General features: G+C 35.3%; 14 protein-coding genes, 1 riboswitch and 1 other annotated feature. Of the genes, 10 read left to right on the top strand and 4 right to left on the bottom strand.

Going from position 1 to position 16,507, the window contains the following annotated elements:
- Positions 1-320: 320 nt before the first annotated feature.
- A complete protein-coding gene (locus tag ACLTBU_RS03445) occupies positions 321-2,123 on the top strand; it encodes a heavy metal translocating P-type ATPase (RefSeq protein WP_412217728.1) in 1,803 nt (600 codons plus the stop codon).
- A 43-nt stretch (positions 2,124-2,166) separates the two neighbouring features.
- Here the strand turns inward: ACLTBU_RS03445 and ACLTBU_RS03440 are convergent, their stop codons facing one another.
- A complete protein-coding gene (locus ACLTBU_RS03440) occupies positions 2,167-2,883 on the bottom strand; it encodes a hypothetical protein (protein WP_412217535.1) in 717 nt (238 codons plus the stop codon).
- 165 nt (positions 2,884-3,048) lie between these two features.
- On the opposite strand from ACLTBU_RS03440, the gene ACLTBU_RS03435 reads away from it, so the two are divergent.
- The gene (locus tag ACLTBU_RS03435) at positions 3,049-3,204 is read left to right on the top strand and encodes a hypothetical protein (RefSeq protein ID WP_177670590.1); all 156 of its coding nucleotides are present in this window, start codon (positions 3,049-3,051) and stop codon (positions 3,202-3,204) included.
- Positions 3,205-3,275: 71 nt separating this feature from the next.
- Here ACLTBU_RS03435 and ACLTBU_RS03430 read toward each other — a convergent pair whose 3' ends face one another.
- Positions 3,276-4,673, bottom strand: a complete 1,398-nt coding sequence (locus ACLTBU_RS03430; RefSeq protein WP_177670592.1) for an FAD-dependent protein — start codon at positions 4,671-4,673, stop codon at positions 3,276-3,278.
- Positions 4,674-4,703: 30 nt separating this feature from the next.
- Positions 4,704-4,807: riboswitch (purine riboswitch) on the bottom strand.
- 304 nt (positions 4,808-5,111) lie between these two features.
- Here ACLTBU_RS03430 and ACLTBU_RS03425 point away from each other — a divergent pair.
- Complete coding sequence (locus tag ACLTBU_RS03425; RefSeq protein ID WP_177670594.1) at positions 5,112-6,041, top strand: magnesium transporter CorA family protein; 930 nt, start codon at positions 5,112-5,114, stop codon at positions 6,039-6,041.
- A 352-nt stretch (positions 6,042-6,393) separates the two neighbouring features.
- Here the strand turns inward: ACLTBU_RS03425 and ileS are convergent, their stop codons facing one another.
- Positions 6,394-9,513 carry an isoleucine--tRNA ligase gene (gene ileS / locus ACLTBU_RS03420; RefSeq protein ID WP_412217533.1) on the bottom strand — a complete coding sequence of 1,040 codons (3,120 nt, stop codon included), beginning with the start codon at positions 9,511-9,513 and terminating at the stop codon, positions 6,394-6,396.
- A gap of 391 nt (positions 9,514-9,904) precedes the next feature.
- Positions 9,905-10,144, bottom strand: a binding site (T-box leader).
- A 349-nt stretch (positions 10,145-10,493) separates the two neighbouring features.
- Between ileS and ACLTBU_RS03415 the strand changes: the two genes are divergently transcribed.
- The 5 genes from ACLTBU_RS03415 (at position 10,494) to ACLTBU_RS03395 (ending at position 13,355) form a co-directional block, all read left to right on the top strand.
- The gene (locus ACLTBU_RS03415) at positions 10,494-10,673 is read left to right on the top strand and encodes an RNA polymerase sigma factor (protein WP_337528367.1); all 180 of its coding nucleotides are present in this window, start codon (positions 10,494-10,496) and stop codon (positions 10,671-10,673) included.
- Positions 10,674-10,720: 47 nt separating this feature from the next.
- A complete protein-coding gene (locus ACLTBU_RS03410) occupies positions 10,721-10,897 on the top strand; it encodes a hypothetical protein (RefSeq protein WP_412217531.1) in 177 nt (58 codons plus the stop codon).
- A 225-nt stretch (positions 10,898-11,122) separates the two neighbouring features.
- Positions 11,123-11,338, top strand: coding sequence for a hypothetical protein (locus ACLTBU_RS03405; RefSeq protein WP_249331741.1), 216 nt, complete (start codon positions 11,123-11,125; stop codon positions 11,336-11,338).
- A 228-nt stretch (positions 11,339-11,566) separates the two neighbouring features.
- Entirely contained in the window at positions 11,567-12,829 is a 1,263-nt protein-coding gene (locus ACLTBU_RS03400; protein WP_249331740.1) for an RNA polymerase sigma factor, read from the top strand.
- Positions 12,830-13,184: 355 nt separating this feature from the next.
- Positions 13,185-13,355 carry a hypothetical protein gene (locus ACLTBU_RS03395; RefSeq protein ID WP_177670600.1) on the top strand — a complete coding sequence of 57 codons (171 nt, stop codon included), beginning with the start codon at positions 13,185-13,187 and terminating at the stop codon, positions 13,353-13,355.
- Between the two features lie 18 nt (positions 13,356-13,373).
- Here ACLTBU_RS03395 and ACLTBU_RS03390 read toward each other — a convergent pair whose 3' ends face one another.
- On the bottom strand, positions 13,374-13,991 hold the full coding sequence (locus tag ACLTBU_RS03390; protein WP_412217527.1) for a DedA family protein: 618 nt from the start codon (positions 13,989-13,991) through the stop codon (positions 13,374-13,376).
- A gap of 159 nt (positions 13,992-14,150) precedes the next feature.
- On the opposite strand from ACLTBU_RS03390, the gene ACLTBU_RS03385 reads away from it, so the two are divergent.
- Both ACLTBU_RS03385 and ACLTBU_RS03380 read left to right on the top strand, forming a co-directional pair.
- Positions 14,151-15,605 (top strand): nicotinate phosphoribosyltransferase, encoded by a 1,455-nt coding sequence (locus ACLTBU_RS03385; protein ID WP_249331732.1) that lies wholly within the window; start codon positions 14,151-14,153, stop codon positions 15,603-15,605.
- An 11-nt stretch (positions 15,606-15,616) separates the two neighbouring features.
- Entirely contained in the window at positions 15,617-16,354 is a 738-nt protein-coding gene (locus ACLTBU_RS03380; RefSeq protein WP_177670606.1) for a lysophospholipid acyltransferase family protein, read from the top strand.
- Positions 16,355-16,507: the final 153 nt, after the last annotated feature.

Raw genomic sequence — 16,507 nt, 5'->3', positions numbered from 1 at the left:
ATCATGAACATAAGCATGAGGTAAAACATGAACATGCACATGGAGAAGCATGTGGATGTGGTGGACATGATCATGAACATAAGCATGAGGTAAAACATGAACATGCACATGGAGAAGCATGTGGGTGTGGTGGATATGAGCATAGACACAGTCATGGAGAAAAACATGAGCATAAACATGAAGAATCATGTGGAGAGAGCTGTGGATGTAGTGGACATACTCGTGGTAGTGTAGAGTGTTCTGTGGATAAAAAAGATAACTTCCCAGTAGGATGTGGCTGTGGATGCACTACGCCTAAATCTAAAGAAAAAGAAAGTAATATGTTAATGCGTATTATTTGTTCTCTAGGACTTTTACTCTTTGGTCTTGTAACAAAGATAGATTTATTTGTGTTTATTTCTTATATTGTTATTGGTTATGATATTGTTTTAAAAGCTATAACAAACATTGCAAAAGGTAAAGTATTTGATGAAAACTTCCTTATGACTATTGCAACGATAGCAGCATTTGTAATTGGAGAACATCCAGAAGCTGTAGCGGTTATGTTATTCTACCAAGTAGGTGAGTATTTCCAATCTAAAGCCGTGGCTAAATCACGTAAAGCTATTGAGGGCCTTATGGATATTAAACCAGAGTTTGCTCGTGTGAAACAAAATGGCAACTGGGTTGTTGTGTCACCAGATACCATTAAAGTAGGTGATGTGATTGCTGTTAGACCAGGTGAGAAAATTCCTCTTGATGGTGTCATTGTAAAAGGTGCAACGACTATTGACCATTCTGCACTGACTGGGGAGTCTGTACCTGTATTTGCTGAGGAAAATAGTGAAGTATTAAGTGGAAGTATCAATATTGAACAGCTTATTGAAATACGCGTTACACAAGTTTTAAGAGACTCAACAGTTTCAAAAATTTTAGACCTTATAGAAAATGCAACAAGCAAAAAAGCTCAAACAGAAAAATTCATTACGAAATTTGCTGCTATCTATACACCAATTGTTGTAATCGCAGCAGTGCTTATTGCCATTATTCCATCACTTATTACAGGAGAGTGGAATCATTGGGTTTATACAAGTATCGTATTCTTAGTTATTTCTTGCCCATGTGCACTAGTTGTATCTATTCCATTAAGCTTCTTTGGTGGAATTGGAGCAGCATCTAAGCAAGGTGTGCTTATTAAAGGAAGTAACTACCTTGAAAGATTAAATGAAGTAGATACTTTTGTAATGGATAAAACAGGCACTATTACAAAAGGTTCCTTTGAAGTTATTGGCATATTCCCAGATAAAAAAGGGTTAGAAGAAGACCTTATAAGCTATGGTGTGCAGTTAGAAAGACATTCTAACCACCCTATTGCAAAGGCCATTGCTAATTATAAAAAAGGCGTAGCTGAAGTAGAGATGACAGGCTTTACAGAAAAAGCAGGTTATGGTTTAAGTGCACTTATTGAAGGTAAGAAGGTTATTGCAGGTAATGAACGCTTAATGGAAGAAGAAAAGATTGTTTACAAAGTACCTAAAGTAGTTGGTACAAGTGTTCATGTAGCTGTAGATGGTGAGTATTTAGGCTGCATTATTGTAGCAGACGTTGTAAAAGAAGAAAGCAAAGCAGCAATTAAAAGGCTAAAAGAAAAAGGCATTAAAAAGGTTATTATGCTGACAGGGGATAAAAAAGAAGTAGCAGACTACATTGGTAAAGAAGTAGGTGTAGATCAGGTTTATGCAGGACTTCTTCCTCAAGATAAAGTAACAAAAGTTCAAGAACTTATTGATAAAGGTGAGAAAGTAGCCTTTGTAGGTGATGGTATTAATGATGCGCCAGTATTAGCATTAGCAGACTTAGGTATTGCCATGGGCGGTATTGGTTCAGATGCAGCAGTAGAAGCTAGTGATATTGTATTAATGCAGGATAACCTCATGCAAGTTGTAAAAGGTATGGATATTGCTAAACAAACTGAGCGTATTGTAAAACAAAATATTATCTTTGCATTAGGCACAAAATTTATTGTTATGCTTCTTGGTATTTTTGGCATAGCTAATATGTGGCTTGCAGTATTTGCTGATGTAGGGGTTTCTATTATTGCTATTTTAAATGCTATTAGAATTCTTCCGCAAAAAAATAAATAATAAAAAATAAGCTGGGCCTTTGAGGGTTCAGCTTATTTTAGTTTCAAGATATAAGAGATAAATAATGTTCTTTAATTTGATAAGCTGTAGCAAGTTCACTAGGTGGAATAGGAATGTCAATGATTTGAAAAGGGCCATAAGGTGTTCCCGGAGCACCATAGACAAATCTAAGGTAATTTTGAACTCCGGTTGTAATCTCGATTTCTTCAAGCATATAACAAGATCTATAGATACTATAAAGTTCATTGTTAAAGTAAATATAGTGATAGTTAATAAGTGCAGTTGTGTATTTTTCAAGTTTACTTACATGATAGAAGTAGACCAATATGCTGCATAGGCTACAAAGTATAACTGTTGAAATGATAATAAGTATACTAAGACCTATACTATCAGTTGCAATTGGAAAGATAAGGCCTATAGCCAAGATGAGGCAAAAGACCCCAATAAGAACAATAAGAGAGAGATCTACGTAACAGTCTTCTAAGATTTTATCTTTAACTAAACTAAAGTCACTAGGTTTATAGGACCACCTAGCTAAAATAGGTAATTTATTTTTTTTCATGTTTTCTATAATCATTAGATTTTTGTAGTGCAAAATAAAACCAAATACTCCTATTGCTGTAAGAACTAGCCCGAGACAAAGCGCAATGATGCAGGAAGGATTAGTGGCGTTGAAATGAAAAGAAAATAGTAAAGTTAAGACAAGGCCACAAACAAAACAGATAAAGGATAAAATACATTTAAGAAAATCTTTGCTCATTCCGTCAACCTCCTTTATAAGAAAACGTAGAAAGAGTAAATAGGAGTACTATATTTTATGAAAGAAGCGGTATCTTTGTTACACTTTTACATTAAGCTTTAAGCATGAAAATAGAAATCAAGGAAAGAATAAGTATGAATTGAATTATAATGGAGGTGCTTCATAATGGCTAAAAAAGGTATGAGAAGACCTGATGTAAACGAACCACATGGTACAGAAAGCAATAGTAAATCACATTTTCCTAAAAATGATGTAGAGCCTGTACCAGAAATAGGCGGCAAAGCTAAAACAGGTAATAAAAAGGCTGGAAAGATTTATTAAATAAAATAATAAGCAAAAAAGACTAAGAAATTAAAGTTTCTTAGTCTTTTTGTATTTTTCTTATTCATCTATTAAGAAAGTTTGCGGGCCATAAGGACACCCATTACGGAAGCCATCATAAGACCGCGTGTCCAGCCACTTGAATCACCTAGGCAGAAGAGGCCTGAAATGTTTGTTTTAAGTGTTTCGTCCATTGTAACTTTGTTACTGTAGAATTTAATTTCTGGTCCATAAAGTAGGGTTTCTTTACTTGCAAAACCAGGTACAACTTTATCCATAGCTTGGATGAAGTTAATAATATTAAGTACTGTACGATAAGACATAGCAGAAGTTAAGTCTCCAGCCACTGCATCAGGAAGAGTAGGGCGTACATTTGCACGGTCAAGTTCTTCTTGCCATGTACGTTTGCCTTCTAGGATATCCCCGTAGCGTTGTACAAGAATGTGGCCATCACCAAGCATGTTCACAAGTTCAGCGACCTTTTTACCATATGCGATTGGCTCGTTGAATGGTGTACTGAAGTTATGAGAACATAAAATAGCAAGGTTTGTATTATTCGATTTTAAATCTTTATAAGAGTGACCATTTACAATAGCGAGGTCATTATCGTAGTTTTCTTGGCTTACAAAACCACCTGGGTTTTGGCAGAAAGTACGAACTTTATTTTTAAAGGGTTCAGGGTAACCAATAAGTTTTGATTCATAAAGTACAGTGTTTACTTTTTCCATAATTTCATTACGTACTTCAACACGTACACCAATATCTACTGTACCGTTACGATGTGCTACATTGTGCTTAATGCACATTTGTTTAAGCCAGTCAGCACCTTTGCGGCCCGTAGCAACAACAACAGTGTCTGCATATAATGTAGTTTCTTCATCTTGTTTACGAGCTGGTGCTATAACCAGTCCTTTAGCTATGCCATTTTCAATCACAAGGTCTTTAGCTACTGTATCAAACATAATCTCTACACCATTTGCAAGAAGGTATTCTTGAATTTTAAGGTAGATTTCTTGAGCTTTTTCTGTACCTAAGTGACGGATAGGACAGTCTACAAGTTTAAGGTTAGCTTCAATAGCTTTTTTACGGATTTCTTTAATTTCTTCATCATTGCCAATGCCTTCTACATGAGGATCAGCACCAAATTCTAAGTAGATACTATCTGTATAGCGGATGAGCTCTTCAGCATTTTTATAACCAATAAGTTCAGGTAAATCCCCACCTACTTCAGGACTTAAAGAAAGTTTTCCATCAGAAAAAGCGCCTGCACCAGAAAAGCCTGTTGTAATGTTACAATATGGCTTACAATTTACACAAATCTCTGTCTTGTCTTTTGGACAGCTACGTTTATCAATACGATGTCCCATTTCTACAATTAATACTTTTTTTGCATTATTTGTTTTTACAAGTTCAAGAGCTGTGAAAATACCTGATGGACCAGCGCCCACAATAATTAAATCATATTTCATGATTCATGCCTCCTAAAATAAAAGTAAATTACAAAAAAGTAATTCACTTATAGCGGTTAGCTCTTTACGGGAGCTAAGTAGAGACATTTGAACCTTATCTTCAAATCTATATAAGCGAATATTAAATAAATAAATTTAATAAATGTTCGGTTTACAAAGAGTATTTTACACCATGAGCAAAAAAATTTCAATATTAAATTTAATTTCTTGACGGCATGTAGTACAATCAACTACTATTAAAAGAGAGTTAGGTTATATTTTTTTGTCTAAATTAAGATACTAAAGGAGAGTGAGTTTCCAGATGGACCTTGGACCGAGTTGTGCCAGGCAGAAAGATTTCAAACTGAATAAAAAATCACTTTCTTTATTAGACATTTGATGCAATAGAGTTTTGTTTTCATGCCTTTTGTCTAATAAGGAGGCAAAGGATGTGGAAACATGATTAAAATGTATAAGACGATAAACGATAGGCTAGAATGCATGCATTCCTTTGAAGCGGGAACATGGATTAATGTAGAGGCCCCTACTGCTAATGAGATCGAGTATATCTCTAAGACTTTTCATATTGCACCTGAAGATTTAAGAGCAGGTCTTGATGAGGAGGAGAGGGCCCATATTAACACAGAGGATAATTATACGATTATTATCGTTGACGTTCCTATTAAAGATGAAGAGGGTATCCATGAATATGTGACGATTCCTATGGAAATTATCATCAGCAATAACTTCATTATGACTATCTGTTTAAAACAGATAGATCTGGTACAAGACTTTATTACAGGAAAAGTAAAGACTTTCTATACCTTCAAGAAAACACGCTTTATTCTGCAATTACTTTATAAAAATGCATCTTACTATTTACAGTACTTAAGATCTATTGATAAAGCAGGAAATAGAATAGAGCAAGAACTGAGCAAATCTATGAGAAATAAAGAGCTTATCCAGCTTCTAGAATTAGAAAAAAGTTTGGTTTACTTTACAACTTCACTGCGTGCCAATGAAATGGTACTTGAGAAAATGATGCGTATGGAAAATATTAAACAGTATCCAGAAGATAAAGATTTACTAGAAGATGTTATTATTGAAAATAAACAGGCTATGGAAATGGCCAGTATATACAGTAGCATCTTAAGTGAGACAAGGGATGCTTTTGCTTCGGTTATATCTAATAACCTAAACATTGTCATGAAGACACTTACTTCCCTTACTATTATACTTTCTATTCCAACTATGATTTTTAGTCTATTTGGAATGAATGTGCCCTTACCTTTTATGCATGATCCAAAAGCACTTAATTATATTTTATTAGGATGTGTGGTTCTTATTATAATGGGTTCAATTGTTATGTTTAGAAAGAAAATGTTTTAAACAAGGTAGTGCAGTAGAGCTGATACAATAGAAGGGATTAAAGATACATTCTTTAAAACTTAAACAGTAATAATGTTATTAAGGGATGTATCCCCAAGACCTCTCCTTAAAATTGTAGTAGGCTTAAAGAAGATATATAAATGGAGAATATTTAAGTTAGGCATAGATACATATGGAAAAATCAATTTCATAGATGATGTGTTCTCCATAGGATTTGATTTACTAAAATGCAATAAGGAAAAGCATACTATAGAATAGCTTGAACATACAGAAAAGCGATTAGAAGAAATAAGAAAATAATAAGGAGCTTGCCCGTGGGCAAGCTCCTTATTATTTTATATAAACTAAAAAATTAAGCACGTTTTACTGCAAGAGTTACAGTTTCGCCGTTAACTTTCCATTCTTTTGTATAACCATCTTCTAAAGTACCTTCAGCAACTTCATTTGCAAGTACTTCAGATGCAATTTCGCTGTTGTTTCTAGACATGATTTCAGCAATTTTAGCATTACCTGTGTAAGCTACTAAAATATGGTCTTGAACTTCGAAATCAGCTTCTTTTCTCATTGTTTGGATTTTAGAAATAAGTTCACGAACAAATCCTTCTTCAATGAGTTCTTCTGAAAGATGAGTATCAAGTACAACTGTGAAACCACCTTCACTTTGAGCTACGAAACCTTCTTTTTGAGCTGTAGAGATAAGAACGTCATCTTTTGTAAGCTCAATTTCTTGGCCGTTGATGTCAAGTTTAAGTACACCTGTAGCATTAAGCTCAGCCATAGCTTTTGTACCATCAAGTTCTGTAAGAGCAGTTCTGATTGGGTTAAGAAGTTGACCGTATTTTGGTCCAAGTGTACGCATTTGTGGTTTGAATGTGTAAGAAATGAATTCACTTGCATCTTCTGTGAAGATTACATTCTTAACGTTAAGCTCTTCAGCAATGATTTCGTTGTATGCCGCTGGAAGAACTTCAGTAGCACCGATACGCATTGTTCCGATTGGTTGACGGTTTTTGATGTTTGATTCGTTACGACAAGCACGACCAAGTACTACGATTTGAAGAACATCATCCATGTGTTTTTCAAGCTCTTTGTCGATCATAGCTTCGTTTGCTACTGGGAAGTCGCAAAGGTGGATACTTGCTGGAGCAGTAGCATCGTTTGTACGAACAAGGTTTTGGTACATTTCTTCTGTCATGAAAGGTACGAATGGTGCAGATACTTTAGCAAGTGTTGTAAGAACAGTGTAAAGTGTCATGTACGCATTTACTTTATCTTGTGGCATATCACTTTGCCAGAATCTTTCACGGCTACGACGTACGTACCAGTTAGATACATCATCAATGAAGTTTTGCATTTCACGAGATGCTTCGAAGATACGGTAGTTTTCTAAGTGATTATCGACTTCTTTAACTAAAGTATTTAATTTAGAAAGTACCCATTTATCCATCATGTTAAGTGAGTCATAATTTAACTCGTACTTAGTTGGATTGAAGTTATCGATATTTGCATAAAGTACGTAGAACGCATAAGTGTTCCAGAATGTACCCATGAATTTTCTTTGTGCTTCACTTACATTTTCAGGGCCGAAGCGGCTTGGAAGGTATGGAGCACTTGCAGAATAGAAGTACCAACGTACAGCATCTGCACCTTGACCATCAAGTACTGTCCAAGGATCAACTACGTTTCCTTTATGTTTACTCATTTTGAGACCATCTTTATCACATACGTGACCAAGAACGATTACGTTTTTGTATGGTGCTTTATCAAAGATAAGTGTTGAGATAGCCATAAGTGTGTAGAACCAACCACGAGTTTGGTCAACAGCTTCTGAGATGAAGTCAGCTGGGTAGTTAGCCTCGAACACTTCTTTGTTTTCAAATGGATAGTGAAGTTGTGCAAATGGCATTGATCCACTATCATACCAGCAGTCAATAACGTCTGGTACACGTGTCATTTCTTTGCTACATACAGGACAGTTAAGGTGTACGTTATCAATGTATGGTTTGTGAAGTTCAATATCTTCTGGGCAGTCAGGGCTCATTGATTTAAGCTCTTCAATGCTTCCGATTAAGTGTTTATGCCCACAAGAACATTCCCAAATTGGAAGTGGAGTACCCCAGTAACGTGAACGTGAAAGACCCCAGTCAATAACACCTTCAAGGAAGTTACCGAAACGGCCTTCACCAATTGATGGTGGTAACCAGTTAACTGTATTATTATTTCTAACTAAAGCATCACGAACTTTTGACATAGAGATGAACCATGTGTCGCGAGCATAGTAAAGAAGTGGTGTATCACATCTCCAGCAGTGTGGGTAACTATGTTCGTATGGTGCTGCTTTAAAGAGTTTATTATTTTCTTCTAACCATTTAAGGATAGCTGGGTCAGCATCTTTAACAAAGATGTTTTGCCACTCTGTTACTTCTGGTGTGAAGTAACCTTGTTCGTTTACAAGTTGTACGAATGGAAGGTCATTTTCACGACCAATTCTAGCATCGTCTTCACCGAATGCAGGAGCAATGTGTACGATACCTGTACCATCTGACATTGTAACGTAGCTATCAGCTACTACAAAGTAAGCTTTTTTCTCTGGTGTTACAAAGTTAAAGAGTGGTTCGTATGACATGCCACAAAGGTCAGATCCTTTGTATGTTTCTACAACTGTAGCATCTTCTGAAAGTACACTAGCTACAAGTGCTTCAGCTAAGATGTAAAGTGTACCATTGTCATTCGCTTTTACGTATGTTTCATCTGGGTTCACACAAAGTGCAACGTTTGATGGAAGTGTCCAAGGTGTTGTTGTCCAAGCAAGGAAGTAAGTGTTTTCTTCGCCGACTACTTTAAACTTAGCGATAGCTGTAGCATCTTTTACATCTTTGTAGCCTTGAGCTACTTCGTGAGAAGATAAAGATGTTCCACATCTTGGGCAGTAAGGTACGATTTTATGGCCTTTGTAAATAAGGTCTTTATCCCAAATTTGACGAAGTGACCACCATACAGATTCAATGTAGTTATTGTGGTAAGTAACATATGGGTTGTCCATGTCTACCCAGTAACCAACACGGTTAGTCATTTTTTCCCATTCACTTTGGTATTTCCAAACACTTTCTTTACATTTAGTAATGAAGTCTTCAACACCGTAGTTTTCGATTTCTGGTTTACCACTAATACCAAGAAGTTTTTCAACTTCAAGCTCTACTGGAAGACCATGTGTATCCCAACCAGCTTTACGAAGTACTTTATAGCCTTTCATAGTACGGTAACGAGGAATAAGGTCTTTGATTACACGTGTTAAGATATGGCCGATATGTGGTTTACCATTTGCTGTTGGAGGACCATCATAGAATGTGAATACTGGGCCATCTTCTCTTGATTTAATAGATTCTTCAAATACGTTGTTTTCTTGCCAGAACTTGAGGATTTCAAGCTCACGGTCAACGAAGTTGAGATTGGTGTCAACTTTTTTGTACATTGTTCTACCTCCTAAGTTTAATAGGGTGAAGTGGGCCGGGCAGGGTAAGCTATTAGCGCCGTACACTCTCTCCGTTTTTAGAGAAATTCTATTCGTTATAAAAAAGATAACGCCGTAAACTCGCTAGTGCTCAGACATACGGCTAAGTACATCTTTTTTATAACTTCATGAATTTCTAGTTAAAAACTACGAAGGTGTACTCTGCTAACAGCTCACCCCGCCCTAGTCACACTCTGCCCGAATAAAGAATAAGTGAATTAAAATATTCCGACCAATGCCAAGGGCAGAGGGGGAATAAAAGATAAAATAGAAAAACGCTGCACAGCCAGGAGGCTGGGCGACGTGCGTGGACTGATGTAAAAGCAATAAAAAAGCCCTTTCGTCCACTAGATAACAGGACGAAAGGGCATAAGTATGCATCTTCCGCGGTACCACCTGATTTGCCAGAGATTGAGACTGGCCACTCGTTATACCTTTCCTTAAGTTAACGGGAGGATTCCGTCAGAGCCTACTTTAAATTTCGGTCTGCCACTCCAAGGTGATTTTTCATATTTTCTATCGTATGGGCTTGCACCATCCCCACTCGCTAAGACGCTTTAAAAATACTACTTTTCCTTTTCATAGTGTTTTAAATTATAAATAAATTTATTCCTATTATAAAAGGTAAGTGTGTTTTTGTAAAGATTATTTATGGAATGTACCAGTATTTTTCTTAGAATTTGATAATCTCATTGTATTCCATTCTGGTAAGTATGCCTAGGGAATGAAAAAGTATAAAATGTTCGACATTCAAAAAAAGGAGAAGAGGCTTGAAATGATATACTGAAGAAAAAAGGAAGATGAATATAGATCAATATTTTTTAAAGTAGCTATTAACCAAATTAAGTTTAGTACCACTATATAAATGAAAGCTTTCAAAACATACAGGGAGGGGCATAACATTGGAATGAAAACAAGCTGCGCAGCTTATACAAGAACAAATGAAAATATTATTTGCATTTGCTTTTTCTAAAGTGCGTAATAAAGAAGAGGCAGAAGATTTATGCAGTGAAATAATAGTACAAGTTTTAAATTCTATTAAAATCATTAAAAATGAAGAAGCTTTTTATGGCTACATGTGGGCAGTTGCTAGAAATGTCAAAGATCTAATCCGAAATTAAGAGACGAGTGTAAGCTATTAGCATCAATTGCTTTAGATGAGGAGGTTATGCAGTATACAAATAGTTGTATTAACTTAATAGAAGATAACATTATCTTAAATAAAGATGGAAACTTAAAGCCAAACTTTCCTGTCCTCACACAGGATATGTTAGAGAGTTTATGGAATGAGCTTAATCAGATTATTGAAGATATAAGGACTAGTACGCTGACGATTATCGAATAAGCTAGTAAAATTCTTAAAAATCATGCCCCTAAAAATTTAAAGGACCAATATGGACAGTTAGCATTTATTAAATATAAGTTGGATGTAATGGCATGTATTGTAGAAGAGATGGTGCGTAAACAGTATTTACAAGTGCCTGAGGAAAAGGTACCTCTAGACATATTAGGAATAAGAAAATAGAGAGTGCATTGATTTAATGAATGTAGAATGAGGGGGACTATTATTATGCAAAAGAAATATTGGTACAGATTTTTATATGTAATAAATATTATTTTAATAATTGGGTTTTGCTTTAGGATAAGTGCTGATTATTTAAAATATAACTCTATAGAAAATTCAGCCCCATTCTATGCATTTATTTTAGTAAGAGCATTAGAATTTTTATTACTAAGTAGTGTTATTTGTATCATAGCAAAAATGATTAAAAAGAAATTTAATTAGTAAAAAAATAGATTGGAATCCTTTGTAAAAACTATAGAAAGATAGAGAAAGGCATTAGAAATTCAAGAATTAACAGAAGCGATAAGATAGGCAAAAATCTTAGAGTGGTACATACTCTAAGATTTTTTTGTTGTAATTTTTAAATTCGAGTGAACCTTTTGGTGTGTGAGTTCGTCTATATAAGCAAGATCGATCTTAGAAGGTAGAGAAAGGGGTGAGGCTATACAAATGAATGAAAAGAAAAGCGTTTTCGAAACTTTGCTAGAGGCTAACAAAAATGTGCTTCAGAGATTTGTGTATTATAAGATGAACTGTAAACAAGATGGAGAAGATGTACTGCAAGAAGTATATCTTAGTGCTTATAAAAGATTTGAGCAATTAGAGGATCAGAGTAAATTTAAAGCATGGGTACTAACCATTGCAGCAAACAAATGTAAAGATTTCTATAGAGTAAGAAGTAAGGTACTAGAATTGCCTTTAGAAGAGGTGACCTCTTATGAAATGAGACAAACTAGGGCAGGAAGAAGTATAGAAGAAGTAGTAAGTGAGACACTGGAAGAATTAGCAGACAAAGATAAAGAGATTTTATTTCTATACTACATGAGAAATGAGAAGCAAAATGAGATTGCCAAGAGATTAAATATACCTATTGGGACGGTTAAGAGTAGATTATACAAGGCCAAACAACAGTTTAAGGATAAGTATCCTTATCCGCCAAAATTGAAAGGAGAAGAGAAAATGATAAAATTCCCGAAAGTAATGCCAGAGGTGAGTATAGTATTTAAGGGTGATGTACCATTTGAGGTAATCTGTGAAGAGGGATTTGGGGGATTTATTATACCTAGAGAACATGAGAAGTGTAGTGTAGCTTTTTATGATTATCCAGAAAAGACAATGACTATTCAAAGAGAGTCAAAGGTTACAAGAAAGGCTATGATAAGTGGCATTGAATGTGTAGAGATAGAATCTAAAGAGTACAATTCAGAAGGGGAAATGGTCTATGAATGTGCAGAATATATAAGACTTACAGAAGATGCTGTTCAATATGTAGCTGAGTGGCATATAGAAAATGGTGTGAAGAAGTTTGCTACTTTCTTAGAGGAAAATTTCTTAGAGCACTTTGGATGGGGAGAAGATAACTATGGTTTCCCAATACAGCTTAAGCAAGATGCTCATTTAAAACTTGTTGATGGTGAAATCATATGTGACCAAAAGGAAGCAATAGGTGTAATAGGTAGGTATGATGTAACCATTCAAGGTAAAACTTATGATACAGTCAGATATGTATTATTTGAAGGCGATTTAATAGCTGAAAAGTATATTGATCAAAAAGGTAGAACAGTTCTTTGGAGGCGCTACAATAAAGATGATTGGCAAATAGAAAGATATGGGAGCAAATGGAGTGAAAGGTTATCAAAGAACATACACATTAAGGTAAATGGAGAAAACTATGTTCATTGGTATGATTGTATAACAGATTATATTTTATAAGCAAAAAAAGCCAGCACAAATACGCCCCCCCTTAAATATGGCGGTATATGTGCTAGCTTTTATTAGTGACCACTCCCCCCCCTTTTCTACTTATAAGGTCACCTTATTATAAGTAGGGATTTAAGAAAGATTATAAATAAGGAAGGGGGGGCTGATTTATAATCTTTCTTAAAATGTAAGTATTAAAAATGTCTAGGATGTATTCTATTACTTACATTATATAGAGCGTCGTAAGTAGTAAAATCTCCTCAATATTTTTTAAAAAATTTTAGAGTGTGTATAGAGTTTATAGAAAAAAGTATGTAAGATAAATTTATATTAAAAGGTAAAAGCAGATAATAAGGGGAAGATGTAAATGCAAGATAAAATCATAGAAATAAATGGATCAACTGGATTGGATTGGGCAGTGCAAGGTATGGCTATTTTACTATTTTTAGTACAGTTGGTACTAGTAGTTGGGTTAGGGATTTTAATTTGTAAAGGTATTCAAACACTTAATCTTTATATTAAGAAGAATAAGGAGTAAAAAAGAAACACGTAAGGCTTATGCTCTACGTGTTTCTTTTTTACTCTGATAGTTTCTTAGAAGTAAATAAAAAATACCTATACTTAGAATAATAAGAGCAAATGTACTATATTTCTTCATAATACTATCAATAAGTTCTAAGTTATTCCCTAAGAAGTATCCTAGACTAATAAGTGCTGTATTCCAAGCAAATATGCCAAGAGCAGAATAGCTCATAAAGGAAAGTAGGTCAAGTTTCTGGCTACCTGCTAGGAAGGATACATAGGTACGTGTAAGAGGAAAGACTCGGCTAAAGAGTACGGCTAGATTTCCGTACTGCTTAAACCACTTATCTAAGGCGATGATAGATTTTTTAGTCTTAGGAAAACGTCTTTTAGACCACTCAAGTAAAGGAACGCCACCTATGTAGCCGATGGCATAGGCCAGTAGTGTGCCAAAAACAGCGCCGATAATGCTGGCAGTAAATCCATAGACCATTTCGTAAGTACCTGTTGCAATGCCCATTCCGACAAAAGGAAGGACTACTTCACTAGGAATAGGGAAGCATGCATACTCTAAACCTACAATAAAAATAATGCCGAAATAACCTAGTCCACCTGCCAGTTGCATAAGGTAATCCACAATGTGTGCAATCATAATAAACTTATCCACTCCTTTCAAATAAAATATATGCCAAAGTGTGGACAAATAGTGCTAAAATGAGTACAACCATTTCTTCAACAAAAAAGTATTTATGTGCTATAATAAAATTAAATAAATTATCTTAAAGTTTACTTAGGAATAGGAGATAAAAATATGAGTACAAGAAACCTTACATTGTTAACAGACCTTTATCAATTAACAATGATGCAGGGGTATTTTGAAAATGATGTTAACAATCACGAAGTCGTTTTTGATTTGTTTTATAGAAATAATCCATCAGGTAATGGCTATGCTATTTGCTGTGGTTTAGAACAAGCCATTGATTATATTAAGAACCTACATTTTACAGATGGAGATATTGAATATCTTGATTCTTTAAATATTTTTAGTAAAGCTTTTTTAGAGTATTTAAGAAGCTTTAAATTTACAGGAGATATTGATGCCATTCCAGAAGGAACGGTGGTACAACCAAATGAGCCACTTATGCGTGTGAAAGCACCAATTTTTGAAGCACAGTTTATTGAGACAACACTTCTGAATATTATTAATCATCAAAGTCTGATTGCCACAAAGGCAGCAAGAGTGGTAAGAGCAGCAGAAGAAGATACTGTACTTGAATTTGGTCTTAGACGTGCACAAGGTCCTGATGCAGGGATTTATGGTGCAAGAGCTGCTGTTATAGGAGGCTGTCATGCTACATCAAATGTACTTACAGGTCAAATGTTTAATGTACCAGTAGCAGGAACACATGCACATAGCTGGGTTATGAGCTTTGATCATGAAATTGATGCTTTTAGAGCTTATGCAAAACTCTTCCCTAACAAATGCATTCTACTTGTAGATACTTACGATACATTGGGGCAAGGTGTACCAAATGCTATTGCGGTGTTTGATGAGATGAAAGCAGCAGGCATTTCAATGGATTCTTATGGTATCCGTCTAGATAGTGGTGACTTAGCTTACCTATCTAAACAAGCTAGAAGAATGTTAGATGATGCAGGTCATGAAGATGCCGTAATCAGTGCATCTTGTGACCTTGATGAATACCTCATTGCAGACCTTAAGCGACAAGGAGCTGAAATTAGCTTATGGGGTGTAGGTACAAAACTAATTACATCAGATGACTGCCCATCATTTGGCGGTATCTACAAATTGGCAGCAGAACGTAAGACAGGTGGAGAATTTATACCTAAAATTAAGATTTCAGATAACCCAGAGAAGGTTACAAATCCAGGTATTAAAAAAGTACTTAGAATTTATGATAAAACAACAGGTAAATTAAAAGTAGACCTTATTGCACTGGAAGAAGAAACAATTGATACAAACCAAGATTTAGTTGTACGTGACCCTAAAGCAAGATGGAAGAAAATGAAGCTTAAAGCAGGTCAGTATACAGTACGTGAACTCCTTGTGCCTATTTTTAGAGCGGGTAAATGTGTGTATGAATCACCACAAGTTATGGACATTCGTAGCTATGCTAAAGAAGAACTTGAAACGTTATGGGATGAATATAAACGTCTCATCAACCCAGCTAGTATGCCAGTTGACTTATCAGATGACTTATACTATCTGAAAGAACGTATGCTTGATGCCTATAAAACAGAATAGGGAGTGATACAATGATAAGAGGAATGAGAGTATTGTGGAGCATAGGATTCCACTACGTTATCAATATCTTTAAAAGGCAAAAGTATAGAGTGGATAATAAAGAACTAGACTTAGCCACAAAAAGGGAATATCGCTTTCATATATATCGTGCCATGCAAGACTTAAGCCGTCGTATGGTAAAGGCTGCAGGAGCAACTATAGAGATTAAAGGCAAAGAGAACTTACCGGCTAATGGACCTGTGGTGTATATGGCGACACATAAAGGACTCTTTGATAGCCCAGTTATGGCCATTCTTATAGAAAATGAACCAGTCATCTTCATTGGGAAAGAGGAAACAAAGAAGATGCCTGTATTCGGTAAATGGTTTGAAGCTATGGGATGTATTTATTTAGCGCGTGATGATATGAAACAATCCCTTCAAGCTATTTTAAAAGGTATTGATGAGCTTAAAAATGGTCAATCCATTGTTATTTTCCCAGAGGGTACACGTATGAAGGGAAAAGAAATGGGAAACTTTAAAGCAGGAAGTTTTAAACTTGCGACAAAAGCTAATGTACCGATTGTACCAATCGCTATTCAAAATACTTATAAAGTATTAGAGGAAAAGAAAAAGATTCAAAAGACAACTATTTATGTGAATGTTGGAAAACCTATTGATGTACCTTCTTTAAGTGCAGAGGAAAAGAAAAAACTGCCTAAGCATGTAGAAGATATAGTGAGAGAGCTTTTAGCAGAGATTACAGATTAAAGTAAAAGGGACTGTTGCATGAGCAATAGTCCCTTTGGTTTGTAAACAGAGTTGTCTCTTTTTATTGGGTCCAGGAGGAGGGAGGCTACTACACTCCTTTAGCTTAACGCTCTGTGTCCACCTTCATTAACACACTCTAAGCGCACCTCGCTA

The organism is Zhenhengia sp. (genome assembly GCF_046966505.1).
Lineage (GTDB): Bacteria > Bacillota > Clostridia > Lachnospirales > Cellulosilyticaceae > Zhenhengia > Zhenhengia yiwuensis.
This window is presented reverse-complemented; position numbering and strand designations above follow the sequence as displayed.